This window comes from Streptomyces sp. NBC_01116 (assembly GCF_041435495.1).
GTDB lineage: Bacteria > Actinomycetota > Actinomycetes > Streptomycetales > Streptomycetaceae > Streptomyces.
This window is the reverse complement of sequence record NZ_CP108644.1, coordinates 2,921,454-2,947,753: the sequence shown is the minus strand read 5'-3', so window position 1 is coordinate 2,947,753 and position 26,300 is coordinate 2,921,454. Positions and strand designations below refer to the sequence as shown.

Annotated in this window: 25 protein-coding genes; 21 read left to right on the top strand and 4 right to left on the bottom strand. The window is 72.9% G+C overall.

Annotation, left to right across the window (positions count from 1 at the left end; translation table 11 throughout):
- Positions 1 to 13: 13 nt before the first annotated feature.
- Positions 14 to 1,543 (bottom strand): ATP-binding protein, encoded by a 1,530-nt coding sequence (locus OG245_RS12810; RefSeq protein ID WP_371623647.1) that lies wholly within the window; start codon positions 1,541 to 1,543, stop codon positions 14 to 16.
- A 213-nt stretch (positions 1,544 to 1,756) separates the two neighbouring features.
- On the bottom strand, positions 1,757 to 2,761 hold the full coding sequence (locus tag OG245_RS12805) for an SEC-C domain-containing protein (RefSeq protein WP_371623646.1): 1,005 nt from the start codon (positions 2,759 to 2,761) through the stop codon (positions 1,757 to 1,759).
- Positions 2,762 to 3,254: 493 nt separating this feature from the next.
- Here OG245_RS12805 and OG245_RS12800 point away from each other — a divergent pair, with 493 nt between their 5' ends.
- The 6 genes from OG245_RS12800 to OG245_RS12775 all read left to right on the top strand — a co-directional run bounded on the left by OG245_RS12800 (position 3,255) and on the right by OG245_RS12775 (position 8,224).
- Positions 3,255 to 3,986 (top strand): class E sortase, encoded by a 732-nt coding sequence (locus OG245_RS12800; RefSeq protein WP_371627873.1) that lies wholly within the window; start codon positions 3,255 to 3,257, stop codon positions 3,984 to 3,986.
- A gap of 37 nt (positions 3,987 to 4,023) precedes the next feature.
- Positions 4,024 to 4,221, top strand: coding sequence for a DUF3311 domain-containing protein (locus OG245_RS12795; RefSeq protein ID WP_371623645.1), 198 nt, complete (start codon positions 4,024 to 4,026; stop codon positions 4,219 to 4,221).
- Positions 4,218 to 5,771, top strand: coding sequence for a sodium:solute symporter (locus OG245_RS12790; protein WP_371623644.1), 1,554 nt, complete (start codon positions 4,218 to 4,220; stop codon positions 5,769 to 5,771). The genes OG245_RS12795 and OG245_RS12790 overlap by 4 nt, the downstream gene beginning before the upstream one ends.
- Positions 5,772 to 5,920: 149 nt before the next feature.
- Entirely contained in the window at positions 5,921 to 6,253 is a 333-nt protein-coding gene (locus OG245_RS12785) for a DUF6412 domain-containing protein (protein WP_371627872.1), read from the top strand.
- Positions 6,254 to 6,455: 202 nt separating this feature from the next.
- Positions 6,456 to 7,226, top strand: coding sequence for a YidC/Oxa1 family membrane protein insertase (locus tag OG245_RS12780; protein WP_371623643.1), 771 nt, complete (start codon positions 6,456 to 6,458; stop codon positions 7,224 to 7,226).
- A gap of 137 nt (positions 7,227 to 7,363) precedes the next feature.
- Positions 7,364 to 8,224, top strand: coding sequence for a fumarylacetoacetate hydrolase family protein (locus OG245_RS12775; RefSeq protein ID WP_371623642.1), 861 nt, complete (start codon positions 7,364 to 7,366; stop codon positions 8,222 to 8,224).
- A gap of 150 nt (positions 8,225 to 8,374) precedes the next feature.
- On the opposite strand, the gene OG245_RS12770 is transcribed toward OG245_RS12775, so the two are convergent.
- Positions 8,375 to 8,854, bottom strand: coding sequence for a heme-degrading domain-containing protein (locus OG245_RS12770; RefSeq protein WP_371623641.1), 480 nt, complete (start codon positions 8,852 to 8,854; stop codon positions 8,375 to 8,377).
- Positions 8,851 to 9,981 carry a Gfo/Idh/MocA family oxidoreductase gene (locus OG245_RS12765; protein ID WP_371623640.1) on the bottom strand — a complete coding sequence of 377 codons (1,131 nt, stop codon included), beginning with the start codon at positions 9,979 to 9,981 and terminating at the stop codon, positions 8,851 to 8,853. The genes OG245_RS12770 and OG245_RS12765 overlap by 4 nt, the downstream gene beginning before the upstream one ends.
- A gap of 185 nt (positions 9,982 to 10,166) precedes the next feature.
- Between OG245_RS12765 and OG245_RS12760 the strand changes: the two genes are divergently transcribed.
- The 15 genes from OG245_RS12760 to OG245_RS12690 all read left to right on the top strand — a co-directional run bounded on the left by OG245_RS12760 (position 10,167) and on the right by OG245_RS12690 (position 26,280).
- A complete protein-coding gene (locus OG245_RS12760; protein ID WP_371627871.1) occupies positions 10,167 to 11,321 on the top strand; it encodes an ROK family protein in 1,155 nt (384 codons plus the stop codon).
- A gap of 81 nt (positions 11,322 to 11,402) precedes the next feature.
- Positions 11,403 to 12,710 (top strand): peptidase, encoded by a 1,308-nt coding sequence (locus OG245_RS12755; protein WP_371623639.1) that lies wholly within the window; start codon positions 11,403 to 11,405, stop codon positions 12,708 to 12,710.
- Positions 12,711 to 12,768: 58 nt separating this feature from the next.
- The gene (locus OG245_RS12750; RefSeq protein ID WP_371623638.1) at positions 12,769 to 13,539 is read left to right on the top strand and encodes a GntR family transcriptional regulator; all 771 of its coding nucleotides are present in this window, start codon (positions 12,769 to 12,771) and stop codon (positions 13,537 to 13,539) included.
- Positions 13,540 to 13,683: 144 nt separating this feature from the next.
- Complete coding sequence (locus tag OG245_RS12745) at positions 13,684 to 14,808, top strand: TIGR03364 family FAD-dependent oxidoreductase (protein ID WP_371623637.1); 1,125 nt, start codon at positions 13,684 to 13,686, stop codon at positions 14,806 to 14,808.
- Between the two features lie 5 nt (positions 14,809 to 14,813).
- The gene (locus OG245_RS12740) at positions 14,814 to 15,581 is read left to right on the top strand and encodes a phosphonatase-like hydrolase (RefSeq protein WP_371623636.1); all 768 of its coding nucleotides are present in this window, start codon (positions 14,814 to 14,816) and stop codon (positions 15,579 to 15,581) included.
- The gene (locus OG245_RS12735) at positions 15,578 to 16,843 is read left to right on the top strand and encodes an ABC transporter ATP-binding protein (RefSeq protein ID WP_371623635.1); all 1,266 of its coding nucleotides are present in this window, start codon (positions 15,578 to 15,580) and stop codon (positions 16,841 to 16,843) included. Before OG245_RS12740 ends, OG245_RS12735 begins: the two co-directional genes overlap by 4 nt.
- A gap of 124 nt (positions 16,844 to 16,967) precedes the next feature.
- Entirely contained in the window at positions 16,968 to 17,921 is a 954-nt protein-coding gene (locus OG245_RS12730; RefSeq protein WP_371623634.1) for an IS481 family transposase, read from the top strand.
- The gene (locus tag OG245_RS12725; RefSeq protein ID WP_371627870.1) at positions 17,905 to 18,819 is read left to right on the top strand and encodes a 2-aminoethylphosphonate ABC transporter permease subunit; all 915 of its coding nucleotides are present in this window, start codon (positions 17,905 to 17,907) and stop codon (positions 18,817 to 18,819) included. Before OG245_RS12730 ends, OG245_RS12725 begins: the two co-directional genes overlap by 17 nt.
- Positions 18,806 to 19,603: an ABC transporter permease gene (locus OG245_RS12720; RefSeq protein WP_371623633.1), complete on the top strand. Its 798-nt coding sequence runs from the start codon at positions 18,806 to 18,808 to the stop codon at positions 19,601 to 19,603. The genes OG245_RS12725 and OG245_RS12720 overlap by 14 nt, the downstream gene beginning before the upstream one ends.
- A gap of 32 nt (positions 19,604 to 19,635) precedes the next feature.
- Positions 19,636 to 20,718, top strand: a complete 1,083-nt coding sequence (locus OG245_RS12715) for a 2-aminoethylphosphonate ABC transporter substrate-binding protein (protein ID WP_371623632.1) — start codon at positions 19,636 to 19,638, stop codon at positions 20,716 to 20,718.
- A gap of 197 nt (positions 20,719 to 20,915) precedes the next feature.
- Positions 20,916 to 22,457, top strand: a complete 1,542-nt coding sequence (locus tag OG245_RS12710) for an alkaline phosphatase family protein (protein WP_371623631.1) — start codon at positions 20,916 to 20,918, stop codon at positions 22,455 to 22,457.
- Between the two features lie 74 nt (positions 22,458 to 22,531).
- The gene (locus tag OG245_RS12705) at positions 22,532 to 23,365 is read left to right on the top strand and encodes an HAD-IIA family hydrolase (RefSeq protein WP_371623630.1); all 834 of its coding nucleotides are present in this window, start codon (positions 22,532 to 22,534) and stop codon (positions 23,363 to 23,365) included.
- A 176-nt stretch (positions 23,366 to 23,541) separates the two neighbouring features.
- Positions 23,542 to 24,108: a hypothetical protein gene (locus OG245_RS12700; RefSeq protein ID WP_371623629.1), complete on the top strand. Its 567-nt coding sequence runs from the start codon at positions 23,542 to 23,544 to the stop codon at positions 24,106 to 24,108.
- A 1-nt stretch (position 24,109) separates the two neighbouring features.
- Positions 24,110 to 24,844: a class F sortase gene (locus OG245_RS12695; protein WP_371623628.1), complete on the top strand. Its 735-nt coding sequence runs from the start codon at positions 24,110 to 24,112 to the stop codon at positions 24,842 to 24,844.
- A gap of 398 nt (positions 24,845 to 25,242) precedes the next feature.
- Positions 25,243 to 26,280: a glycoside hydrolase family 6 protein gene (locus OG245_RS12690; RefSeq protein WP_371623627.1), complete on the top strand. Its 1,038-nt coding sequence runs from the start codon at positions 25,243 to 25,245 to the stop codon at positions 26,278 to 26,280.
- The last annotated feature ends 20 nt before the right edge of the window (positions 26,281 to 26,300 follow it).

Below are 26,300 nucleotides of genomic sequence, written 5' to 3'. Positions count from 1 at the left end.
GTGACGGAACGGGTCAGCGCGCGAGTTCGCAGCGCGCGGCCGTCACGAGGACGCTGTTCCACAGGGCGATGTTGTCGATGTGGGTGGCCCGGACCCGTTCCTTCTGGAAGATCTCGTTGACCATGAGGTAGAGCATGCTCTTGACCACCGGGGCATCGTTCAGACCGCCCCGGCGTCCGCCGTTGAAGACCTGGCGGTACTCCTTGTTGAGCTTCACCACCCGTTCCTCGCGGTCGAGTTCGAAGAACACGTCGGAGCGCAGGCTGTCCCAGCGGAACGTGATCGGGTCCTCGCCCTCCAGCTCGGGCAGCTCGTCGCGCAGCGTGCGCTTCAGCCGGGGGTCGAGGCCCTTGCCTGCGGGGAGGACCGCCTTGCGCTGGGGTTCGGTGGCGCGCCGGGCCGCTTCGCGGTAGGTCGCCTCCGCCTCCTTGACGTAGGACGCGAAGTCGTTCCCTGCGCTGTCCACGGCCTGCTCCAGGCCGCGGGCGAAGGCCGGGGTGACGCTCACGCCGTCCTTCTTGACCGTGAGGCTGAAGACGTCGTTCGCCTCGGACGGCAGGTCGACGGCGATGCGGGCGAGGGCGAGGTGGCCCTCCGGGCTGCGCGTGCTGTTCCAGCCGCCCGCCTGGACGAGCCGGTCGTTGCGGTAGATGTAGAAGCCCTGGCGCTCGGCGAGCGGTCCGATGCCCCGGAAGCTCACCAGCGGGGACTTCGGCTGCCAGATGTGGGCGGTCAGCGCGACCTCGCCGACCCCCTCCACCGGGGCGGTGAAGGTGCGCGGGTAGCCGGGCCGGCCGGAGATCCGGTAGCCGAACGGGTCGATCGGCTCGACGCCGCGGTGGTCGAGTTCCTCCCGCGTCGTCACGTCCTCGACGACGATGTCGACGTTGAAGTCGTCGCGGGCCAGGAAGCGGTGGAGGTGGAGACCGAGGTGGGTCTCCAGCTTCTCGATGGCGTCGTTCAGGAAGCGGTCGGCCTGGCCGGCGGTGATCGTCTCGAAGGCGCGGACCCGGTCCCAGCGGACGATCGTGCCGTGCCACTCGATCAGGCCGTCGTAGCGGTCGACGAGCGCCTGGCAGTAGCGGGGCTCCACGATGTCGCACGTGAAGTCGGCGCGGGCGCTGGCGGTCAGCCAGCGGCGGCCGGTCGACGGACTGCGTCTGGTGCGGCTGATCACGGTGAGGGAGTCGGCGTGCGAGAGCGAGGCGGCCTTGAGGCCCGCGCCGAAGTGACCGAGGGCGCTGTCCCCGTACTCCTGGCGCCCGCCGACCGTCATGGCGGTGTCGAGCGTCTCGTCGTTCATGCCGGAGCCGTCGTCCACGACCAGCAGCCCCACGAGCCGCTGGTCGTCCCGGAGGAAGCTGATCACGACGTTACGGGCGCCCGCGTCGATGGAGTTGTCGACGAGGTCGGCGACGGCCGCCTCGAAGCCGTATCCCTGGTGCGTCAGCGACTCGACGTAACGGGCCGCGGGCGGCAGACGTTTGCTTCCCGCGGTCGGGATCTCGTACTGCCAGTCCGCGGAAGGCTGATAGGGCGGCATGAAGGCTTCCTCGCACACATGGACGGGGCCCGTGTGGGGACGTCGGCCCTGAGCTGATCGTTGAAATGTGATCGTATGGGAAAGGTCGGGCCTCCGGGGATCATTGCGTGAATCGCCCGGTCCTGCCGTCGGCCCGACCTCGCGAACGACTCGGCCCGGAACCCCGCACCCGTCCGTGCGCGGTTCCGGGCCGCAGGCCGTCGAACACGGGACTCACACCCCGTGGCACCTCCCGTAGGTCTCCCCGCTGCCGCACCAGCAGGCGGCCGTGCGGGACGGGGGCCAGGGGATGGCGCGGCCCCGGGCGGCGAGGGTCGTGGCGTACTGGGGGAGGAGGCCCGGGGCGGACGGGGACGCGGCCTCCGAGGCGGCGAACGCCTCGTACGAGGGGACCGTGCCGGTCACGATGCCCAGGTTCGGGGTGCCCGCCGCGTGGAGGTCGCGGAGTGCGGCCTCCAGGCGGTCCAGGTGCGTGGCGCGGTCCACGTACTCCTCGGTCAACGCCGGGTACGCGGTGAGCAGTTCGCGCAGTTCGTCCTCGGGCCAGTGCAGGACGGCGACCGGGAACGGGCGGGACAGGGCCGTGCGGTAGGTGCCCAGTTCCGCGCGGAGGCGGGTGATCTCGGCCTTCAGCTCGACCGGGTCCGAGGAGCCCAGCGCCCACAGGCGCTTGGGGTCGTGGAGTTCGTCCAGGGGGACCGGGGCCGTGTGCAGCTCGCCGGCCAGCTCGTCCCAGGCGTCGTGGTCCAGGCCCATCAGCCTGCGCACCCGGTGGCGGCCGGTCAGCAGGGACTGGACGGCGTACGGGACCTCCTCGCCGGGGGCCAGCAGCAGGGTCAGCGCGGTCGAGAGGAAGTCGTGCGCCGACTCCAGCTCGTCGTGCGCCTCCAGGGTCTCCGCGGCCACCTGCCACGGCGCCGCGTCCAGGGGGCCCGCGATACGGATGCCGTCGATGATCGCCCTGGCCTCGGCCTCGTGGCCGTACTCCCAGAGGTTGGCCGCCTTCAGGGACTTGATCAGGTGCGGGTTGTCGACGGTGGCCTCGGGGGCCCCGAGCAGGTCGTCGTAGAGCGTGCTCGCGCGGGCGCGGTCGCCCGCGAGTTCCAGGTGGGCCGCGGCCTGGAGGACCAGCGGTTCGTGGTCCTCGGGGTACTGCGCCGCGGTGCGGAGCAGGCGCTCGGCTTCGGTGGTGTGGTCGGCAGGCGTGTCGGGGCGCATGGACCACACGGTACTGCCGGACGGCTACGGCGTGGAGGAGAGGGCGGGGATGAGCGGAGGGGATAGGAGGAGCGATGAGAGGAGCGATGAGAGGAGCGATGAGAAGAGCGATGAGAAGAGCGATGAGAAGAGGGACGAGCAGGGGAGAAGTCTGGAGAGTTGTGAGGTTTGCCCCTACCGTGCGCGCCATGCCCGTACGGGGTCGCCTGCGGGCCCGTACGGGGTGTGCGTGTCCGTACCCGCTGTGCCGCGGGGGCCCTGCCCCACGAGGCGGAGAGGAGAGGTGACGTCGATGCCGCGGGAGTGGGGAGCTGCGCCGGGACGGGGGCGGGGACGGGGACCGGGACAGGGGTGGATGCGGGGACGGGGACAGGGCCAGGGACGGATGCGGGGGCGGGGACAGGGACCGGGACAGGGGCGAGCGGGCCGGAGTCGGTCGGCCGTGCTGAGTGGCGGGGGTGATCCGGCACGTCTCCTCGCCCGGGGGCTGTGGGTGTCGGCCGAGTTCGTCGTGACCCTCGGTGTCGTGCTGCTCCTCCTCGTCGCCCATCAGCTGTGGTGGACCAACCGCGAGGCCCGCGCCGAGGCCGGGCGCACCGTGCAGAGCCTGCAGCGGGAGTGGGACGAGCCGGCCGCCCCGGAGGGCGTCGGCGGTGACGCCGGTGCGCGCGAGGAGAGCCCCCGCCCTTCGGCCTCCGGCCGTGGGGCCGAGGCCGCGACGGGCGCCCCGGCGGCGTCCGGCGCCCCCGCCCGTTCCCGGCCCGCACCCCGCTGGGACCAGGCGTACGCCGTGCTGCGCATCCCCCGGATCGGGCTCACCGCTCCCGTCGCCGAGGGCACCAGCAAGGGCGGGGTGCTCGACCGCGGGTACGTCGGGCACTACGCCCGAACCGCGCAGGCCGGGCAGGCCGGGAACTTCGCGCTCGCCGGGCACCGCAACACCCACGGCGAGCCCTTCCGGCGCATCGACCGGCTGCGGAGCGGCGACCGGATCACCGTCGAGACCCGCGACGCCGTCTACGAGTACACCGTCGGCAGACGGCTCGCGCGGACCGGGCCGTCGGACAGCGGGGTCATCGCGCCCGTGCCGCGCAGCAACATCACGACCTCCGTCGGCTACAGCGCGCCCGGCTACTACCTCACCCTGACCACCTGCACCCCCGAGTTCAGCTCCCGCTACCGGCTCATCGTCTGGGGTGAGCTCACCTCGATGCGCCCGCGGTGACGGAGACCCCGGGCGCCAGGGGGCGTAGGGTCCCTGGGTGCCCGGAGTGATCAGACGACGCCCCCAGTTGCTGTGGCTGCTCGTCCCCTATGTCCTGTACCTCGGTGCGCTGCCGTTCGTGAACCGGGTCACCCCCCTCGTGTTCGGCGTGCCCTTCCTCTTCGTGTGGCTTCTCGGGGCGACCCTCCTCACCCCCGTCGCCGTGTGGCTCGCGCGGAGAGGGGACCGCCGGTGAACGCCGTCGTCGCAACCTCCGTCTTCGCCGTCTTCATGGTCGCCACCGTCGCCCTCGGCCTCCTCGCCCTGCGCGGGCGCGGCAAGGGCGGCGGGCTCGCCGAGTGGTCCGTGGGCGGGCGGAGCCTGGGGCCCGTCTTCATCTGGGTGCTGATGGCGGGCGAGGGCTACACCAGCTTCAGCTATCTGGGGGCCGCCGGCTGGGGCTACAACTACGGGGCGCCCGTGCTGTACGTCGTCGCGTACATGTCGTGCGGTTACGCGATCGGGTACGTCGTCGGGCCGATGCTCTGGGGGTACGCCCGCCGGCACGGCCTCGTCGGGATCACCGACATGGTCGCCCACCGCTTCGGCCGGCCCTGGCTCGGCGCGGTGGTCGCGGTGCTGGCCACCGTCTTCCTGCTGCCGTACATCCAGCTCCAGATCACCGGCATGGGAGTGGTCCTCTCCGTCATCTCCTACGGGGCCGTCAGCCTGAACTGGGCCTACTTCGTCGCCTTCGCCGTCACCACCGGCTTCGTCGTGGTCAGCGGGCTGCGCGGCAGCGCCTGGGTGTCCGTGCTGAAGGACGTCCTGGTCATCGCGACCCTGGGGTTCCTCGCGCTGTACGTCCCACTGCACTACTTCGACGGGTACGGGCCCTTCCTCGACCGGCTCGTCACCGAGAAGAGCGACTGGCTGACCCTTCCGGGACACGGGGGCGGCGGGAGCGGGGGCGGTGACGGGAGCGGGCTCGGGGAGCTGTGGTTCATCAGCACCACCTTCCTGAACTCGCTGACCGTCGTCATCTTCCCGACCACCGTCGCCGGATACCTCGGGGCCCGGAACGCCGACGCGCTGCGCCGCAACGCCATGTACCTGCCCGCGTACAACGTCCTGCTCTTCGTCCCGATGCTGCTCGGCCTCGCCGCCCTGTTCGTGGTGCCGGGGCTGGCCGGAGCGGAGTCGAACCTCGCGCTGTTCAAGCTGGTCGTCGACTCGCTGCCCGCCTGGGCGGTCGGCGTCATCGGAGTCGCCGCGGGGCTCTCCTCCATCGTGCCCATGGCCGTGTTCATGCTGGTCATCGGGACGATGTGGGGGCGCAGCGTGCTGTCGCTCGTGCCGCGTCTCGCCGAGCGGCAGAAGTCCGCCGCCCAGGTGGTCGTGGTCGTCGCGGGCGGCCTCGCGCTGCTCCTCACGTACACGGCCCCCAACACCCTCGTACGCCTCTCCCTCATCTCGTACGAGGGGATGGCGCAGCTGCTCCCGATGGTGCTGCTCGCCCTGGTCTGGCGGCGGCTCACCTTCCGGGGCGCGTTCAGCGGGCTGATCGTCGGCGTCGCGGTGGTCTGCGTCCTCGTCTTCAGCGGGAACGATCCGCTGGGAGGCGTGAACGCCGGGCTCGTCGCCCTCGCCGCCAATCTGGCCGTCGCGCTCGCCGTCACCTTCGCCGGGCCCCGCGACGCGGACCCGCGGCCCGACGCCGAGGTGCTGGCCCATGATCCGGTGGGGGAGGAGGACGAGCCCCTCGCCGACGCCCGGAGTACCCGGACCGTCCCGGGCCGCCCGTAGTACCGGAGTGCTCGTAGTGCCCGGACCGCCCGTAGTGCCCGGAGCGCATTCGATCATCGTGTATAACGAATGGAGTGCCGTACGCACTCTCGTACGACAGGAATGAGCCTCGCCGAGGGGCGCTGACGAAGGGGCGGGAGGTGCACACCGTGAAGGACGCCAACGTCCTGCGCCGCGCCTTCGCCCGGTTGCTCCGGCCCGCCGGACTCCTCGTCCTCTTCCTCACCGAGGTTCTCCTCGCCGAGGGCGGCAGCCTCTCCGCTGCCGTCGCGCTCGCCGCCACCGCGGCCGCCGGCTCCGCGCTCCTCGCCTGCTCCGTCATCAGCGCCCGCTGCGCGTCCCCGGTGCCCCGCACCCGGGTCCGTACGGCCATCAGGGACCGGGAGCAACGCACCGCGTTCCTCCCGCAACGCGACCCCGACGCCCGGGGCCGCACCAGGCCCCGAGCACCCGGGCACGCCCTCCTGACGGCCGCCGCGTAGCCGACCCGCTCCTCTCCCGCACGCTTCTCGTACGCACCTCTCGCGCCCCCTGGCCTCCCTGGCCTTTCGGGCCTCTCGCGACTCCCGCGTACGTACGTCCCGTACGGGTGGTGCGCCCCGCGCCGGTCGTCATGCCGAGTGATCATCCCGTACCTCCTCGCAGGTACCTCCCGGCACGACGAGACCCCCGGAGGGCTCACCCATGTCCGCCTTCATGTCCGCTTTCGCCAGCCTGGTCGGCTCCCTCGCCGACCTGCTCCAGCCGTTCTTCCAGACCGCGTCCACCGCCGCCGCGATCGTCCTGTTCACCGCGCTCGTCCGGCTGGCGGTCCACCCCTTGTCCCGGGCCGCCGCACGCGGCCAGAAGGCCCGCAGCCGGCTCCAGCCGCAGATCGCCGAACTCCGCAGGAAGCACGGCAAGAACCCGGAGCGGATGCAGAAGGCGATCATGGAGCTGCACGCAGCCGAGAAGGTGTCGCCGCTCTCCGGCTGCCTGCCGAGCCTGCTCCAGATGCCCGCGTTCTTCCTGCTCTACCACCTGTTCTCCAGCAGCTCCATCGGCGGCGAGCCCAACGCGCTGCTCAGCCACGACCTGCTCGGCGCACCGCTCGGCGGGCGCTGGCACGACGCGCTCGCGGACGGCGGGGTGTTCGGTGCGCAGGGGTGGGTCTACCTGGGGCTCTTCGCGATCGTCACCGCCGTCGCCACGTTCAACTACGGGCGTACCAAGCGGCAGCTGGCCGCCAACCCGATGACGCCCGCCGCGGGCCCGGACGGACAGGCCGTGCCGGGTATGGGCGCGATGGCGAAGGTGATGCCGCTGATGTCGTTCTTCACGCTGATCACCGTGGCCGTCGTACCGCTGGCCGCAGCCCTGTACGTCGTCACCACGACCACCTGGACCGCCGTCGAGCGGGCCTGGCTGTACCGCGACCTGCCGGTCGCCGGCAGCGCCATGGCCACCGCGGCGTAATCGGCCCGTCCACCACGCCGGTCCAGTGTGTGAACGAGGTCTTGCGGAGTGATCGCATCTCTTGGACGATCGACCAAGTCCTCCGTCGGCCGCAACCCGCCGGAGGGCCACCACCTCGACCAAGAGGAGTTGGACCGTTGAAGCTGCTTCGAGTCGGTACGGCGGGCGCGGAGCGCCCCGCACTTCTCGATCGCGACGGGACACTGCGTGATCTGTCGGGGATCGTCCCCGACATCGACGGCGAGCTGCTCGCCGACGCCTCCGCGCTCGCGCGGGTACGGTCGGCCGCCGACGCGCCCGGCGTGCTGCCCGCCCTGGACGCGACGGGGCTGCGGATCGGACCGCCGCTCGGGCGCATCGGCAAGATCGTGTGCATCGGGCTGAACTACCACGACCACGCCGCCGAGACGGGTGCGGAGATCCCGGCGGAGCCGATCCTGTTCTTCAAGGCCCCCGACACCGTCGTCGGGCCCGACGACACGGTCCTGGTGCCGCGCGGCAGCCGCAAGACCGACTGGGAGGTCGAGCTGGCCGTCGTCATCGGGCGCACCGCCCGCTACCTGGAGACGGCGGAGGAGGGGCTCGCGCACGTCGCCGGGTACGCGACGGCGCACGACGTGTCCGAGCGCGAGTTCCAGATCGAGCGCGGCGGCACCTGGGACAAGGGCAAGAACTGCGAGACGTTCAACCCGCTGGGCCCCTGGCTGGTCACCGCCGACGAGGTGCCCGACCCGCAGGCCCTGCCGCTGCGGCTCTGGGTCAACGGCGAGCTGAAGCAGAACGGCACCACGGCCGACCAGATCTTCCCGGTCGGCGAGGTCGTCCGCTACCTCAGCCACTTCATGACGCTCTACCCGGGCGACGTGATCAACACCGGTACGCCCGCCGGCGTCGCGATGGGGCAGCCCGAGCCCAAGCCGTACCTGAACGCGGGCGATGTGGTGGAGCTGGAGGTGGAGGGGCTCGGCCGGCAGCGGCAGGAGCTGAAGGGGGCATAGCCGTAGCCCCTTGGCCCCGTAGCCCCGCAGCCGTCCGCCCCCGTCCCCGCCGACGCATGACGGGGGCGGGGTGAGGTGGGGTGAGGTGGGGTGGGGCGTCACGCGTATGTGCGTACGTGACGTCCCACCCGCACTCCGCCTACGGGGGGCTCAGCTCCCCGGCGTCGCCGCGAACCGCTCCAGCGCCTCGACCACCATCGCGTGGTCCTCGGCCTGCGGAAGCCCCGACACCGTGACCGTCCCGATCACGCCCGCGCCCTCCACCGCGATCGGGAACGAACCGCCGTGCGCCGCGTACGTGTCAGGGTCCAGCCGCGAGGACTCCTCGAACGTCGTGCCCTTCGCCCGGAACCGGGCGCCCACCAGGAACGAGCTCTCGCCGTACCGCTCGACGACCTTGCGCTTGCGGTCGATCCACGCGTCGTTGTCCGCGCTGGAGCCGGGCAGCGCCGCGTGGAAGAGCTGCTGCGCGCCGCGCCGGATGTCGATCGCGACCGGTGCCTGCCGCTCCCGGGCCAGCGCGACCAGCAGGCTGCCGAGCGCGAACGCGTCGTCGTGGGAGAAGTGCGGGAGGGCGAGCCGGCGCTCCTGGGCGATCAGCTCGGAGACGGAGGGGGAGGTGGTGCTCATGCGCGCCGCTCCTTCGCCGGGCGGTCCTCGTCGTGGTGGGGGAGGAGGGTGACGGAGGCGCCTTCGCGGGCCGAACGGCGGGCGGCCTCCAGGACGTCCAGCGCGGCGGCGGCCTGGAGCGCGGTGACCGGGTTCCGGCCGGTGCCGCGCACCGCCGCGGCGACGGCGGCGTAGTACGCGGGATAGTCGCCGGGCAGCGTGCGGACCGGGTCGCCGCCGCCGGTCAGCGGGGACTCGCCGGAGCCGAGACGGCCCCACAGCTCCTGGGCCTCCTCGCCCCACGGCTCACCGGCCACCGGGCGCAGGCCCTCGCGCAGGGCCGCCTCCTGCGGGTCCAGGCCGTACTTCACATAGCCCGCCTCCGAGCCCAGCACCCGGAAGCGCGGGCCGAGCTGGGCCGTGGTGGCGCTGACGTACAGATGCGAGCGGACCCCGCCCGCGTGGGTGATCGCGATGAAGGTGTCGTCGTCCGCCGCAGCGCCGGGACGCCGTACGTCGGACTCGGCGTACACCTGGACCGCCGGGCCGAACAGCACCAGCGCCTGGTCGACGACATGGCTGCCCAGGTCGTACAGCAGACCGCCGATCTCCTCCGGGTCGCCCGACTCGCGCCAGCCGCCCTTCGGCTGCGGCCGCCAGCGCTCGAACCGGGACTCGAAGCGCTGCACCTCGCCCAGCTCGCCCTCGGCGATCAGCCCGGCGAGCGTGCGGAAGTCGTTGTCCCAGCGGCGGTTCTGGAAGACCGAGAGCAGCAGCCCGCGCTCCTCGGCGAGGGCCGCCAGCTCGCGCGCCTCGGCGGCCGTCCCGGCGACCGGCTTGTCCACGACCACCGGCAGCCCGGCCTTCAGCGCGGCCGTCGCCAGCGGGACGTGCGTCCTGTTCGGGGTGGCGATCACGACGAGGTCCAGCTCGTCGGCGCGCTCCCACACCTCGTCCGGCGAGGCGGCGAGGCGGACGTCGGGGAACGCGGCGAGGGCCTCGGCCCGGCGCTCCTCGTTCGACGTGACGACCGTGTCGAGGACCAGCCCCCCGGTCGCGGCGACCAGCGGGGCGTGGAAGACGGAGCCGGCCAGGCCGTAGCCGACGAGGGCGACGCGGAGCGGGGCGTCGGAGGCGTTGGGGGTCATGCGATCCACTTAAGCAACGCTGTTGCCAAAGTGCAAGCGACCGGCACAATGGGGCGGTGAAGAGGAGCGAGCGAACCGTGAACGGGAGCCGTACGAAGACGCGGGCCGGGGCGATGGCCGGGGTGAAGACCGAGGCGAAGGCGGGGGCGATGGCCGAGGTGACGGGCGAGGCGAAGGCCGGGGCGATGGGCGGGGCGAAGACCGGGGTGAATCTGCCGGCCCTGCGCCACCACAACGCCGCGCTGGTGCTGGACCTGCTGCGGGCCGCCGGGGCGGAGGGCATCAGCAGGCTGGAGCTGGCCGAGGGCACCGGCCTCACCCCGCAGGCCGTCAGCAAGATCACCGCCCGGCTGCGCGAGGACGGGCTCGCCGTCGGCGCGGGCCTGCGCCCCTCCACCGGCGGCAAGCCGCGCACCGTGCTGCGGCTGGTCCCCGACGCGCAGTTCGCCGTCGGGCTGCACCTGGACCGCGACGGGCTCACCGCCGTCCTCGTCGACCTCGCGGGCCGGCCGGTCGCGGTCACCCGCGCGCCGCTCGACCTCGGCGCTCCGGCGGACCGGGTCCTCGCGGACGCGGTGGACGCGGTACGGGACCTGTGCGCGGCCGAACCGCACAAACCGGTGCTCGGCGTCGGCGTCGCCGTGCCCGGCCCGCTGGACCACCGGGACGGCGTCCTGCGCCGGGTCACCGGATTCCCGCAGTGGGACGGGTACCCGCTGCGCGCCGCCCTGGCCGAACGGACCGGGCTGCCGGTGGTGCTCGACAAGGACACCAACGCCGCCGCCCTCGCCCTGGCCCTCTCGCTCGACGAGCCGCGCGGCGACTTCGCCTATCTCCACCTCGGTACGGGGCTCGGCGCGGGCCTGGTCCTCGGCGGCGAGGTGCACCGGGGCGCGCGGACCGGGGCGGGCGAATTCGGCCACCAGACCCTCCAGTTGGACGGCCCGCTCTGCGGCTGCGGCGGGCGCGGCTGCATCGAGGCGCTGTGCCTGGCCGCCGAGGCGCGCGGCGACCGGGGGGAGGCCGCCCGGGTCCTGGGCACGGGCGCGGCGAACCTGGTCGGCCTGCTCGGCGTCGACCGCGTGGTCCTGGGCGGCCGGACGGTGGCCGCCGACGAGGACGCGTACGTACGGGGCGTCCGGGCCGTGATCGAGGAGCGGGCCGCGCGGGGCGGGGCGGGCGCGGGCGTGAGGGTCACGGTCGCCCGGGGCGGAGACCGGCCGGTCGCGGAGGGCGCGGCGCAACTGGTGCTCGCGCCGGTGTTCGGGCGGGTGGGGGAGCGAGTCGGGGGGAAGCAGTCGGGTGATCCTATGAATCAAGTCGGCATGTCGACTCTCTGAGTCCGCGCGCGCGTGGTGGTGTCGGAGGCCGCCACCGAGGCCCCCGCCCCGGTCGTCCGCGAGCAGTGAAGGGTGACCTCCATGCCTCCCACCTCCTGCCCACGGCTGCGTGACGCCCGTGCGCTCGCCGCCCTCGGGCTGGCCGCCGGGATCACGGTGCCCGCCGCGCTCCTGGGCGGCCCGCAGGTCGCCGCCCTGCCGGCCGCGTCCGTCCCCGCCGCCTCGGCGGCCGACCGGCAGCCCGTCTGCGGTGACCCGGACGCCAAGGACTTCCCCATCGAGACGCGGATCCAGGACGCCCCGGACAGATACGCCTCAGGGGGTGGCTACGGCACCTGGTTCCTCGACCTCACCAACACCACCGACACGCCCTGCCGCGCGCTGCACCCGGTCCTCGTCCTCGCCGACCGCGACCGCAGGCTGACGTCGGACCAGATCCAGCTGGAGTTCTCCGAGCCCGGCCGCCCCGACGTCGAACACCGGGTCACCTGGGAGGGCACCGACCGCGACGAGCAGATCGGCGTCTTCGGCGGCGGAGCGGACGGCGGGCGCGAGAAGGCGGAGGGCGGGGAAGACGGTGAGGCGGGGACGTCGAACGGCACCGGCACCGGCACCGGCACCGGTAAGGGCACCGGCACCGGCATCGGTAAGGGCACCGACGCTGACAGCTCCGGCACCGACAGATCCGCCGACGAGTTCCTCGGGTTCACCGTCCCCGCCGGCGAAACGGTCTCCGTACGCGTCCGGATGGCCTTCACCTCCGACACCGCCCCCGGTCCGGTCACCGCCCACGCCGCCGTCGTCCAGCGCCGCCACCAGGACAAGGCCAAGGGCGGCGGGCGCGAGGACGGCGAATGGGTGGGGGAGTCGGAGGACTACGCCTTCGTGATCGTCGACGGCGCCACGGGCGGCATCCGTGAACCGGAGCAGCCCCGGTCCGAGCAGCCCCGGTCCGAACAGCCCCGGCCTGAGCGGCCTCGGTCCGAGCAGCCCCGGTCCGAGCAGCCCCGGTCCGAGCGCCCGCAGCCGGAGACTCCCCGGTCGGAACGTCCCGATCCGGAACCTTCCGGCCCGGAGCGCGCCGACCAGGAGCGCGCGGACCCGGGCGACGGCACCCGCACCGACCCCGGCACGGGCCGGGACCCGTCCCCGGACCGCGCTCCCGGCAACCGGCCGCCGGCCCGCCCCGGAACCGGTGAGGAGGGAAGGGGCGCCGACGAGGACCGCCCCGGACGCCCGCCCCGCGACCGCCCGGGCCACCCGCTCCCCGAACTCGCCCGCACCGGACCGGAGTCACTGGCCTGGACCGGCGTCGCCGCCGGGGCCCTGCTGCTCGGCGGGGTGGCTCTGGTGCGGCATGCCCGCCGCTTCCGCCGCCCCACGGACTGACCGGTCGCGGCGGGGCCCGTAGCGCCGCCTGTTCACCCGCGTCTGCAACGATCGGGCCGTGGACTACCCGAACGACCAGGCACCTGGCGCACCGATCCGCTCCGGCATCCCCGAGCACGGCCGTATCCCGAAGTACTACGCGGTCAAGGCCCGTATCGCGGTGCTGCTGGACGAGTTGGGCGAGGGCGGGCTCCTGCCCACCGAGCGGGAGCTGGCCCAGCGGCACGAGGTCGCGCGCGAGACCGTCCGCCAGGCCCTGCGCGAACTCCTCCTGGAAGGGCGGCTGCGCCGACAGGGGCGCGGCACGGTCGTCGCCGGGCCCAAGCTGGAGCAGCCGCTCTCCCTGGCCAGCTACACCGAGGGCGTCCGCCGCCAGGGCCGTCGGCCCGGCCGCCACCTCATCGGCCTGGACCGCTTCCCCTGCCCCGAGGCGCTCGCCGCCGAGATCGCGGTCGGGCGGGGCGAGCCGGTCTGGCACCTGGAGCGGGTGCTGCTCGCCGACGACGAGCGTGTCGGCCTGGAGAGCACGTACGTCGGCGTCGCCCGCGTCCCGGACCTGGACACGGCCTTCGACCCGGACTCCTCCTTCTACGCCTACCTCCGCGACCGCCTCGGAATCGCCTTCGGCGACGCCGACGAGCGGATCGAGACCGTGCTCGCGACCCCCCGCGAGGCTCTGCTCATCGGGACCCCGCCCGCGCTGCCGATGCTCCTGATCCACCGGCTCTCCCGGGACGCCGACGGCCGTCCGCTGGAGCGCGTGCGGACCCTGTTCCGGGGTGATCGCTTCTCCTTCTCCACCCATCTGCGAGGCGAGGAGCGGAGCTGAGGGGCCCGTTGCCCGATGCGCTTCACCGCAGGACTCTTCGGATCACGAAAACATAACGGGTCTGGTCCAAACTTGCGAGGTCGTTCACCGTCCCGTCGGTGGACGGACGCGTGCGGGACACCCGTCCCGAGGAGCGTGTCCGGCGTGAGAGTCATCGTCGTAGGAGCCGGCGTGGTGGGAACCATGCACGCCTGGCACGCAGTCAGCCGCGGCCACGAGGTCGTACAGATCGAGCGCGAGAGCGAGGCGCGCGGGGCATCGCTCCGCAATTTCGGACAGATATGGGTCAGCGGCCGGGCCGGTGGCGAGGAGCTGGAGACCGCCCTGCGCGCCCGCGAGTTGTGGGAGGCCGTCGGGGAGCGGGTGCCCGGACTCGGCTTCCGGGCCTGTGGTTCCCTCACCCCGCTGCGCACCGCACGCGAGGTCGCCGTCGCCGAGGCGGCCGTCGCCCGGCCCGACGCGGCGGCGCGCGGCTACAAGCTGCTCACCGCCGAGGAGGCCCGGGCGCTCAACCCCGCCCTGCGGGGCGCGTTCACCGCCGCTCTGTGGTGCGAGCGGGACGCCGCGGTCGAACCCCGCACCGCCCAACTCGCTCTGAAAGAAAGCCTGCTGGCCTCCGGCCGGTACACCTACCTCGGCGGTCGCGAAGTGCGTGAGGTCGTCGGGACCGCCTCGGTGCGCGACGACCACGGCGACGTCCACACCGGTGACGGCGTGATCCTCGCGACCGGCGCCTGGCTCGGCGGGCTGGTCCGCGAACTCGCCGGGCCCGAACTGCCCGTCCGCCGCGTCCGCCTCCAGATGATGCAGACCGACCCGCTCGGCGAGCCGCTCACCACCTCCGTCGCCGACGCCGACAGCTTCCGCTACTACCCCGCCTACCGGGGCGAGGCGCTCGACGCGCTCAACGCCGGACAGGCCCAGGACCCGGTCGCCGCCGAGCACCGCATGCAGCTCCTCATGGTGCAGCGCCGCGACGGCGGGCTGACCATCGGCGACACCCACGAGTACGAGCACCCCTTCGCCTTCGACACCGTCGAGGAGCCCTACGAGCACCTCACCCGGGTCGTCGAAGCCTTCCTCGGCCGCCCGCTGCCGCGCGTCCGCCACCGCTGGGCCGGCGTCTACGCCCAGTGCACCGACACCTCACGCGTCGTCCACCGGCAGCAGGTGCGCGACGGGGTCTGGCTCGTCACCGGACCCGGCGGGCGCGGCATGACGTGCTCGCCCGCCATCGCCGAAACGACCGCCGACCAACTGGGCTGGTGAACCACATGACTTCCCCGACCGACATCACGCGCGACCCCTACGACCTGGTCGTCCTCGACATGGCCGGGACCACCGTCGCCGACGGCGGCCTCGTCGAGCAGGCCTTCTCCGCCGCCGCCCAACGCCTCGGCGTGCGCGCCGGATCCGACGAGCACGCCCGCCAACTCGCTTACGTACGTGCCACGATGGGCGAATCAAAGATCACCGTGTTCCGGCACCTCTTCGCCGCCGAGGGCCCTGACGAGGGCGGTGGCGAGAGTGGTGGCCAGAGCGGTGGCGAGGGCGAGGCCAAGGCCCAGCGGGCCAACATCGCCTTCGAGGAGGCGTACGGGGAGCTCGTCGACGGCGGCCGCATCGCCCCCGTCCCCGGCGCCCGCGAGGCCGTCGAGCGGCTCGCGTCCGAGGGCCGCACCGTCGTCCTGACCACCGGCTTCGCCCGTGCCACCCAGGACGCCATCCTCGCCGCACTCGGCTGGCAGGACCTCGTCCCGCTCACCCTCTGCCCCGCCGACGCGGGCGGCCGGGGCCGGCCCTTCCCGGACATGGTGCTGGCCGCGTTCCTGCGCACCGCGGCCGTGGACGACGTCCGGCGGACCGTGGTGGCCGGCGACACCTCGTACGACATGCTCAGCGGCCTGCGCTCCGGCGCCGGGATCGTGGCCGGGGTCCTCACCGGCGCCCACGACAAGGACCAGCTCACCCGGCACGGCGCGACCCACGTGCTCGGGTCCGTCGCCGAGCTGCCCGACCTCATCGCGCGGGCCGAGGCGTGAGCGCCCCGGCCCCTGCCGCCGCTGGGCGCGGACCCGGGCAGGCCGCCCCCGCCGCCCCCAGCGGCATCCGCTTCGAGGGCGTCACCGTCGCCTACGGCGGGAACGTCGTCCTCGACCGGCTCGACCTCACCGTCGAGCCCGGCGAGGTGATGGCCCTCCTCGGGCCGTCCGGCTCGGGCAAGACCACCGCCCTGCGCGCCGTCGCCGGGTTCGTCCGGCCCGCCTCCGGGCGGGTGTTCCTCGGCGGCCGGGACGTCACCGCCCTGCCCCCGCACCGGCGCGGCATCGGCATGGTCGTCCAGAGTTACGCCCTCTTCCCGCACCTCAAGGTCAAGGACAACGTGGCCTTCGGGCTCAAGGCCCACCGCACCCCGAAGGCGGAGATCCCGGGCCGGGTCACCGAGGCCCTCGAACTCGTCGGCATGGCCGCGTACGCGGATCGCCACCCGCGCGAACTCTCCGGCGGCCAGCAGCAGCGCGTCGCCATCGCCCGCGCGCTCGCCATCCGCCCCGGCGTCCTGCTCCTCGACGAACCGCTCTCCGCCCTCGACGCCCGGCTCCGCTCCGGCATGCTCGCCGAACTGGCGCGGCTGCACCGCGAGTTGCCCGACGTCTCCATCCTGTACGTCACCCACGACCAGGTCGAGGCCCTCACCCTCGCCGACCGGATCGCCGTCATGGACCGGGCCCGCCTCCAGGACTGCGGTACCCCTCAGGAGCTCTACCGCCGCCCCCGTACGGAGTTCACCGCCTCGTTCGTCGGCAACGCCAACCTGCTCCCGGTCACGGTCGCCGCGGACGGAGCCGTCGAGTTCGACGGTCACGCGCTCGCCGTCCCCACCGACACCGCCGCCCCCGGAGCCACCGCGACGCTCTGCGTCCGGCCGCACCTGGTCGGCCTCGGCGACGGGCCCAACGCGCTCACCGGAAGCGTGACCGAGGTCCAGTGGCGCGGCTCCACCCACCGCGTCCACGCCGACGTCGACGGTCACCGCCTCATGGCAGACCTCCGCGAACTGCGCGAGCCCCCGGCCCTCGGTGACCCGGTCACCCTGCACTTCGCCCCCGAGGACGCTGTGCTGCTCCCGGCGGGAACAGCGGGAACAGCCGGAGCCGAGGGCGCGGCGGGAAGAGAGGGCACGACGGGAACAGCGGAAGAAGCCGGAGCTGCCGGAGCCGCCGGAGCTGTGGGGACCGCCGGAGCGGCCGGCCCGGCGGGCTCCGCCGCGGCCCGGGAGAAGGCGGGGGTGCCCGGTGGCTAGTTGTTCTGTCCAGGGAGGTTGTGGACGGGTGAGGCAGGTCTCGGCTGAGGGGTCTTGAACGGGTGAGGACCTTCCGGGTTCGGTGTGGATTGCGACATCTCCACCAAACGATCAGAAGGCCCTCATGCCCCACCGTAATGCACCCTTGACCGAGACCGGACGCCTGCGTCTGGCCCGCTGCGTGGTCGAGGACGGCTGGCCTCTGCGCCGGGCCGCCGAACGCTTCCAGGTCTCGCCCACCACTGCCCAGCGGTGGGCCGCCCGCTACCGGGCCATGGGCCAGGCCGGCATGAGCGACCGTTCCTGCCGTCCGCACCGCAGCCCCCGCCGCACCCCGACCCGCACCGAACGCCGGATCATCAAGGTCCGCATTACCCGCCGCTGGGGGCCGGCTCGCATCGCGGGCCTGCTGAACCTGCCCGCCTCCACCGTCCATCGCGTGCTGACCCGCTTCGGCCTGGCCCGCCTCGCACACCTCGACCGGGTCACCGGGACCGTCATACGCCGCTACGAACGCGACCGGCCCGGCGAACTCGTCCACGTCGACATCAAGAAGCTGGGAAACATCCCCGACGGCGGCGGCCACAAGACCCTCGGCCGCCAGGCCGGCCGCAAGAATCGCAAGAACGCCGGCTACAGCTACATCCACACCGCCGTCGACGACCACTCCCGCCTCGCCTACAGCGAGATCCACGCCGACGAGAAGAAGGAGACCGCCACCGCCTTCTGGACACGTGCACACGCCTACTTCACCAGCGTCGGGATCACCGTCGAGCGGGTCCTGACCGATAACGGCGCCTGCTACAAGTCCCACGCCTGGCGCGATGTGCTGGCGGCGGCCGGGATCACCCACAAGCGAACCCGGCCCTACCGGCCCCAGACCAACGGCAAGGTCGAACGCCTCAATCGCACGCTCCTGGACGAGTGGGCCTACGCCCGCGCCTACCGGTCAGAACAGGAACGACGCGACGCCTACCCTGCCTGGCTGCACACCTACAATCACCACCGCGGACACACCGCACTCGCAGGCAAACCACCCGCCAGCCGCGTCCCCAACCTCACTGGGCAATACAGCTAGTGCCGTCCTCGACCGGAAGCGGACGACAGGTTCCGGGCAACCCGGCCCCGTCCCCGGCCCCGCCCCCGCGCGGACCCGTTCCGTCCCCGCCTGGGTCTGGGCGCTGCCGCCCGTCGCCGTCCTCGCGCTCGCGTTCCTCTACCCGCTGGCCCTCGTCGTCCAGCAGTCCGTCACCCCCGACGAGGGCGGCGTCTCGCTCGACCCGTACGCCGACGTCTTCGCCTCCGAGGTCTTCCGCGACGCGCTCACCACCACCGTGTGGCTCGCCGTCGGCTCGACCGTGGGATGCCTCGTCCTCGGGTTCGTGCTCGCGCTGGTCATCGCGTTCGTCCCGTTCCCCGGCGGGAAGGCGGTCGCCCGGTTCATCGACGTGTTCCTCTCCTTCCCGTCCTTCCTCATCACGCTCGCCCTGCTGTTCATCTACGGCTCCGTCGGGATGGCCAACGGGCTCTGGACCGACTTCACCGGGGCGGCAGAGGGGCCCTTCCACTTCCTGACCACCCCCTGGGGCGTCCTGCTCGCCGAGATCACCTACTTCACCCCGTTCGTGATGCGCCCGCTGCTCGCCGCGTTCTCCCAGCTCGACACCGGTCAGCTGGAGGTCGCCTCCTCGCTCGGCGCAGGGCCCGTCCGGATCATCCGGCAGGTCATCCTGCCCGAGGCGCTCCCGGCCCTCGCGGCGGGCGGCAGCCTCGTCCTGGTGATGTGCCTCAACGAGTTCGGGATCGTCCTGTTCACCGGGGCGAAGGACGTGACGACGCTGCCGATGCTCGTCTACAGCAAGGCGATCCTGGAGTCGGACTACCCGGCCGCCTGCGTCGTCGCCGTCGTCAACATCGCGGTCTCCGTGGGCCTCTACAGCCTCTACCGGGTGGTGAGCCGTCGTGCTGGTGCATAGCCGGGCCGGGAAGTGGGCCACCTGGGCCGTCTTCCTCCTCCTCTTCGTCCCTCTGTTCGCGGTGCCGCTGCTCGTCATCCTGGCCGCGTCCCTCGCCACCAACTGGTCCGGCGCCTTCCCCTCCGGACCCACGGTCGAGCGCTACTCCGCCGCGACGAGCGGCGACTCCCTCCAGGCGCTGACCACCAGCCTGGTCACGGCCGTGGCCGCGAGCGTGCTGGCGCTCGTCCTCGGCGGCTGGGCCGCTCTCGCCGCCGCCTCTCTCCGCAAGCGCGGGAAGCGGCTCCTGGACGCCCTGTTCATCCTGCCGGTCGCCGTGCCCTCGGTGGTCGTGGGCCTCGCGGTGCTGGTGGCCTACAGCCGGCCGCCCGTGCTGCTCAACGGAACGCGCTGGATCGTGATCCTCGCCCACACCGTCCTGGTCACCGCCTTCGCCTACCAGTCGGTCGCCGCCGCGATCCGGCGCATGGATCCGGTGTACGAACAGGCCGCCGCCGGCCTCGGGGCGAGCCCCGCCCGGGTCCTGTGGCGGATCCGGCTGCCGCTCCTGCTGCCCTCGCTCACCTCGGCCGCCGGGCTCTGCTTCGCCCTGTCCATGGGGGAGTTGAGCGCCACGATGATGCTCTACCCGCCGGACTGGACCCCGCTGCCGGTGCAGATCTTCGCCGCCACCGACCGGGGCTCGCTCTTCACCGGCGCCGCCCTCGCCGTGGTCCTGATGGCGACGACGCTCCTCGTCCTGGCCGCCGTCTCCCGCATCCGGACCCGCGCCTCCTACCGCTGATCCCCGCCCCGTACTCCCCCTGGAGAAACCCCATGCGCAACCGAACCCGCATCCGCAACCGCAACCGGGCACGTGCCCTCGCCCTCCCCCTGGCCGGCCTCGCCGCCGTCACCACCCTCACCGCCTGCGGCGGATCCTCCGCCGCGTCCGACGAGAAGTCCGTCACCGTCTACAGCGCCGACGGCCTCAAGGGCGAGAACGGCGACGGCTGGTACGACAAGGTCTTCAAGGACTTCGAGAAGAAGACCGGCATCGAGGTGAAGTACGTGGAGGGAGGCTCCGGCGAGATGGTGCAGCGTGCCCTCCGCGAGAAGTCCAACACCCAGGCCGACGTGCTCGTCACCCTGCCGCCCTTCATCCAGCAGGCCGACGCCAAGGGCCTCCTCACCGCGTACGAGCCGAAGGGCGCCGACCAGGTCGACGGCGCCGACCGGGCGGCCGACGGGAAGTGGACCTCCGTCGTCAACAACTACTTCGGGTTCATCCACAACACGAAGGAGCTGAAGAACCCGCCCAGGACCTGGGAGGACCTGCTCGACCCCGCGTACAAGGAGAAGGTCCAGTACTCCACCCCCGGTGTCGCCGGCGACGGTACCGCCGTCCTCATCAAGGCCATGCACGACTTCGGCGGGCAGGAGCCGGCCATGGCGTACCTGAAGAAGCTCCAGACGAACAACGTCGGCCCGTCCGCCTCCACCGGCAAGCTCGCCCCCAAGGTCGACAAGGGGGAGCTCCTCGCCGCCAACGGGGACGTCCAGATGAACTTCGCGCAGTCCAAGGACATGCCCAACCTCGGCATCTGGTTCCCCGCCAAGGGCGACGGGAAGCCCACCAGCTTCGCCCTGCCGTACGCCGCCGGCCTCGTCGCGAAGGCCCCGCACAGCGAGAACGGCAAGAAGCTGCTCGACTTCATGCTCTCCGAGCAGGCCCAGCGCGACGTCAGCGCCGTCGGCGGAGGCTTCACCGCCCGCAAGGACATCGAGGCCACCGACGCCAACGCCGTCGAACTGGCCGGGCTGATGGAGGGCGTGGAGATCTTCGAGCCCGACTGGGCGGACATCGGCGCCAACCTGGACACGTACATCGACGCCTGGAAGTCGGCCACCGGAAGCTGACCGGCCACCTCCCCGCCACGGATTCCTGCGAAGGTCTGGACCCGGCCCGGTTGTCTCACAAAGGTAACGGGTCTGGTCCAGAAGGCCAGAAGGCCAAAGGCACAGAAGGCAGTTCACGCTCCAGCCCAGCCCAGCCCGACCCGCACCGCTCCGACCCGCACCGCTCCGACCCGCTCCGCCCCGCCCAGGAGGATCACGTGTCCCGGTCCCTGTCCCGTCGCTCCGTGCTCGCCACCACCGCCGCCGCGGCCACGGCCGCCGCCGTCGGCGGCCCCCTCACCGCCGCCCCCGCGTACGCCGCGCCCGCCCTCCCCGACGGCACCAGCAAGGACAAGGTGCTCGTCGTCGGCATGGACGGGCTGCGCCACGACGTCATCGACGCCGCCAAGGCCCCGCACCTCAAGTCGATGATGGCGAACGGGACGTACGGCACCTCGCTGCTGTACGCCAACCCGATGGCCGCCACCTCCTCCGGCCCGGGCTGGTCGACCATCGCCACCGGCGTCTGGCCCGACAAGCACGGCGTCAAGGAGAACTCCTTCGCCGGGAAGAACTACGGGAAGTACCCCGGCTTCCTCGCCCGCCTCGCCCAGGTCCGCCCCCAGCTCTCCACCTACGCCGCCGTCGACTGGAAGCCGCTGGACGCCCAGGGCACCGTCACCCCGGGCGCCGACGCCAAGCTCGTCCTCGACGGCGACGCCGACGGCTACACCGGTCACGACGCCACCATCGCCGCCGAGACCGAGTCGGTCCTCCGGAACCAGAACCCGGACGTCCTGTTCGTCTACTTCGGCCAGACCGACATCGCCGGCCACAACTCCGGTGCCGCCAGCGCCGCGTACCGTGCGGCGATCGACGTCCAGGACGGCTACCTCGGCCGCCTCCTGGCCGCGATCAGGACCCGCCCCTCCTACTCCACCGAACGCTGGACCGTCATCGTCACCACCGACCACGGCCACACCGACTCCGGCGGCCACGGCGGCAGCGCCATCGAGGAGCGGCGCACCTTCGTCCTCGCCCAGGGGCCCGGCATCGCGGCCGGCGCACGCCCCGCCGACACCCGCCTCGTGGACGTCGCCGCCACCGTCTTCAAGCAGCTCGGCATCACACCCGACCCCGCCTGGGGCCTGGACGGCAAGCCGGTCCAGGAGCGCTCCACCGACCCGTTCGAGGCCCTGTACCCCTCCCTCGCCGCCCGCGCCGACGAGACCGGCATCCCGGTCGGCGTCCTCGGCTGGACCCACACCGCGCCCAGCGGCTGGTCGGTCGTGAACTCCGCGATGGGCACCGGGGGTGTGGCCGAGTGGCGCGGCTGGTCCTTCGCCACCGACGAGTTCTGGAGCCGCAGCCAGCGCGACCAGTCCCGTGAGCTGAACGTCCGCTCGCGCGGGATCTTCGCGGTCGCCGACTCCGACGAGTGGGACGACAAGACGTCCTCGGGACCGTACGACTCCACGCTCGTCACCCCGGCGTACGCGGTCGGCGGCAGGTCCACCGTCACGCTCGGCCTCACCACGCACTACCGGCAGGAGGGCAGTCAGAGCGCCCGCATCCTCGCCTCCTGGAACGGCGGAACGCCCGTCGAGGTGAAGCGCTACACGTCCGACGTGATCTCGCAGCCCCAGTCGCTCACCCTGGACGTCCCGTCCGGAGCCGCCAACGTCAGCTTCCGGTTCCACTACACCGGCAGCAACAACTGGTACTGGGTGATCGACGGGGTCAAGATCACGGCGGCTTAATTATGCTGGGGGTGCCGGGACGGCGTGGTCCGGGCACCCCCAGCACGCAGTGCGTACGGCAGGAGTCCCGACACATGGCAGAGCGCAAGCCCATCTCATCCTGGCTCACCGACATGGACGGCGTCCTCATCCACGAGGGCACGCCCATCCCCGGGGCCGATGCCTTCATCAAGCGGCTGCGGGATTCCGGGCTGCCCTTCCTGGTCCTCACCAACAACTCCATCTACACCGCGCGCGACCTGCACGCCCGGCTGAAGCGCATGGGCCTGGACGTGCCCGTGGAGAACATCTGGACCTCCGCGCTCGCCACCGCCCAGTTCCTCGACGACCAGCGCCCCGGCGGCACGGCGTACGTCATCGGCGAGGCCGGTCTCACCACCGCCCTCCACGACATCGGGTACGTCCTCACCGACCACGACCCGGACTACGTGGTGCTCGGCGAGACCCGGACGTACAGCTTCGAGGCGCTGACCAAGGCGATCCGGCTGATCAACGCGGGCGCCCGCTTCATCTGCACCAACCCCGACGAGACCGGCCCGTCCGCCGAGGGCCCGCTGCCCGCCACCGGTTCGGTCGCCGCCCTCATCACCAAGGCCACCGGCAAGGACCCGTACTTCGCGGGCAAGCCGAACCCGCTGATGATGCGGACCGGTCTCAACGCCATCGGCGCGCACAGCGAGACCAGCGCGATGATCGGCGACCGGATGGACACCGACGTCCTCGCGGGTCTGGAAGCGGGCATGCAGACCTTCCTGGTCCTCACCGGGCTGACGTCCGTCGCCGACATCGACCGCTACCCGTACGGTCCCTCGCACGTCGTCGAGTCCATCGCCGACCTGGTCGACCTCATCGACCTGCCGGACCAGGTGGACCAGGGCAAGCAGACGGAGAAGCAGACGGACAAGTAGACGCACGGGACCGGCAGGGCGAACCGGCCCGCGCAGCCGGGCAGCCGCCGACCTGCGCGGACCGCATCCGCAGTCGTCCGAACCGTCGTCCGGACGTCTCCCGGGCGTCGCTCGAATGGAGGACTGCGGATGCGGGCCGCCGCCGCAGGCGTGAACCTTCCCGTAGGAGGTTCACGATGCGTTCCATTCCCCTCACGTTCTGTGCCGCAGCGGCGGCCGCACTCATAGCCCTGCCCGTCCCCGCCGCTCTGGCGTCCCCGGCCGCCCCGGCCGGTGAGGACGACCGGCGCACCGGCACGGTCTCGGTCACCCCGTCCACCATCGCCCCCGGCGGGAAGGTGGAGCTGTGGGTCGACGTCTGCGGCAAGGGCCGCGAGGCGACGGGCAACTCCGACGCCTTCTCCTCGGAGGCCCACTTCCGCCCCGCCGACGACAAGGGCCTCTTCGCCGAGGCCCGGATCCGGGACGACGCCGAACCCCGCTCCTACGACGTCTGGGTGACGTGCGAGGAGGGCCGGTCCAAGGCGACCGGCACCCTCACCGTCGTCCACCACAACCGCCCCTCGCCCGCCGCACCCGTCAAGGCGGGCGGCGGAGGCTCGGCCACCCTCGCCGAACGGGCCATCGAGGCCGAGGGCCCCGGCACCCGGCACGCGGTGATCGGACTCGTGCTCGCCGCCGTAGCGGCCGTCGCCGTCGCCCTGCGCAGCTCGCGCCGGCGCCGCGGCCCGGCCGGCAGCTGACATGGGAGCCCCGGACCGCCCGGCAGGCAACGGGCGACTGCTCACCGGAGTGACCTGGGCCGTGCTGCTGCTCGGCCTGTGGATCTGGGGCCGGGAGGCCGGCGGCGGGCTCGGCGGCCTGACGGGCCCCACCACCGGCGACGTGGCCGCGGTCGGCCGCCCCCTCGGGGCGGAGCTGCCCCCGGCCCACGAACCGCTCGACGGGGCGGCCCCCGAACGCGTCGAGGTCCCCTCCGTGGGGATCTCGGCCCCCGTCATCGCGCGCGGCCTCGACCCGGACGGGGCCATCGACCCGCCTCCGTACGGCATGCCGAAGACGGCCGGCTGGTACGGCGACGGCGCCCGGCCCGGAGCGGAGGGCGCGGCCCTGTTCGTCGGCCACGTCGACACCGACACGAAGCCGGCGGTCTTCTACGGGCTCAGCGCGGTGAAGCCGGGCGCCCGGATCGAGGTCGCCCGGACCGACGGCAGCGTCGCGGAGTTCACCGTGGACGACGTCCAGCTCGTCACCCGGACACGCTTCGACGCGCAGAAGGCGTACGGGCCCCGCGAGGACGGCCGGGCCGAGCTGCGGCTGATCACCTGCGGCGGAACGTACGACCACAGGACCCGCTCCTACACGGCGAACGTGGTCGTCTCCGCCTACCTCACCGGAGCGCAGGACGCGAGGGATGCCGGGGACGGCGGGGAGGGTGGGGAGCGCGTACAGGCCGTGAGCCACGGAAGCCGCGGCTGACCCGCCGTACCGCGCACCCACACGTCACACACCCACACGGCACGCACCGCGCGCCACGCGCACGACGCGCGCCACACGGTCAACCCGGCCCGGCCGGCCGCCTCTCACGGGGCGTGCGGGCCGGGCCGGTCCTCGACCGCGTGCGCCCGGCCGCGGGAGTCGCCCGGCGCGGTACGGGAGGTCGATGCGGTGGGAAGGCCCGATCCCCCGTCACTGTAGGCGCCCCCGGTGGACGGATGACCGGCTTTCGAACGGGATGTCCGGAACCGGCGACCCTGCGAGCGCGTTGTGCGGGCGGCGGCGTGGGCGCCCGGCCGCTGTGCCAGGATGGATCGGGCCGCCAGCACAACGGTGCAACCAGTGAGAACGGTGCAGGCAGTGCACCCAAGGGGGAGTGGATGTACGGCAGTTACACCGGCCGGTCCCGGACGCGCGGGCGCGCGGCGGTCCTGCGGACGACCGCTGCGGCGGCGCTCGGGGCGGCCCTGCTGCTGGCGGGCTGCTCCGGCGACGGGGACGGCGGCGAGAGCGCGCCGGCCATCGGCCAGCAGCCCAAGGCGAAGGACCCGTACTGGGTGAACCCCGACGGCACCGCGGCCCGTCAGGTCGCCGCGTACCAGGAGGACGGCGACCAGGAGAAGGCCGACCTGATCCGGCGGATCGCCGAGCAGTCGGCCGGCGAGTGGATCGGCCCGGGCGCCCCGGAGGACGAGGCGCGGCGCGTCACCGAGGCCGCGGCGAAGGCCGACCGGTACGCGCTGCTGGTCCTCTACAACATCCCGCACCGTGACTGCGGCCAGTTCTCCAAGGGCGGCGCCGCCGACGGCGACGCCTACCGCGCCTGGGTGGACGGCGTCGCCAAGGGCATCGGGGACCGCCAGGCGACCGTGATCCTGGAGCCGGACGCCCTGCTCCACCTGGTCGACGGCTGCACCCCCCAGGAACACCACCAGGAGCGCTACGACCTGCTCGAAGGAGCCGTCGAGCGGCTGAAGCGGCAGCCCGCCACCAAGGTCTACGTGGACGCGGGCAACGCCGGCTGGCAGTCGCCCGGGGCCCTGCACGAACCGCTGTGGCGGGCGGGCATCGAGAAGGCGGACGGCTTCTCGCTCAACGTGTCCAACTTCCGTACGACGGCCCTCAGCACGGAGTTCGGGAAGAAGCTGTCGGTGAAGGTGGGCGACAAGCCCTTCGTCATCGACACCAGCCGCAACGGCAACGGCCCCTACGAGGGCGGCGACCCGGCCGAGACCTGGTGCAACCCGCCCGGCCGCGCGCTCGGCGAGCCCCCGACCACGAGGACGGGCGACGAGCTGGTCGACGCGTATCTGTGGATCAAGCGGCCCGGCGAATCCGACGGCGGCTGCAAGGGCGGCCCGAACGCGGGCGAGTGGTGGCCGGAATACGCCCTGGGGCTGGCCCGCGCCACCGAGTAGCGCCAGGGCCGCATCCGCCT

Coding starts and splice junctions, on each gene's coding strand:
- OG245_RS12810 (WP_371623647.1), bottom strand. CDS start 1,543: ATGCCGCCCTATCAGCCTTCCGCGGACTGGCAGTACGAGATCCCGACC.
- OG245_RS12805 (WP_371623646.1), bottom strand. CDS start 2,761: ATGCGCCCCGACACGCCTGCCGACCACACCACCGAAGCCGAGCGCCTG.
- OG245_RS12780 (WP_371623643.1), top strand. CDS start 6,456: ATGTCCGCCTTCATGTCCGCTTTCGCCAGCCTGGTCGGCTCCCTCGCC.
- OG245_RS12770 (WP_371623641.1), bottom strand. CDS start 8,854: ATGAGCACCACCTCCCCCTCCGTCTCCGAGCTGATCGCCCAGGAGCGC.
- OG245_RS12765 (WP_371623640.1), bottom strand. CDS start 9,981: ATGACCCCCAACGCCTCCGACGCCCCGCTCCGCGTCGCCCTCGTCGGC.
- OG245_RS12760 (WP_371627871.1), top strand. CDS start 10,167: ATGGGCGGGGCGAAGACCGGGGTGAATCTGCCGGCCCTGCGCCACCAC.
- OG245_RS12755 (WP_371623639.1), top strand. CDS start 11,403: ATGCCTCCCACCTCCTGCCCACGGCTGCGTGACGCCCGTGCGCTCGCC.
- OG245_RS12740 (WP_371623636.1), top strand. CDS start 14,814: ATGACTTCCCCGACCGACATCACGCGCGACCCCTACGACCTGGTCGTC.
- OG245_RS12730 (WP_371623634.1), top strand. CDS start 16,968: ATGCCCCACCGTAATGCACCCTTGACCGAGACCGGACGCCTGCGTCTG.
- OG245_RS12715 (WP_371623632.1), top strand. CDS start 19,636: ATGCGCAACCGAACCCGCATCCGCAACCGCAACCGGGCACGTGCCCTC.
- OG245_RS12705 (WP_371623630.1), top strand. CDS start 22,532: ATGGCAGAGCGCAAGCCCATCTCATCCTGGCTCACCGACATGGACGGC.
- OG245_RS12700 (WP_371623629.1), top strand. CDS start 23,542: ATGCGTTCCATTCCCCTCACGTTCTGTGCCGCAGCGGCGGCCGCACTC.
- OG245_RS12695 (WP_371623628.1), top strand. CDS start 24,110: ATGGGAGCCCCGGACCGCCCGGCAGGCAACGGGCGACTGCTCACCGGA.
- OG245_RS12690 (WP_371623627.1), top strand. CDS start 25,243: ATGTACGGCAGTTACACCGGCCGGTCCCGGACGCGCGGGCGCGCGGCG.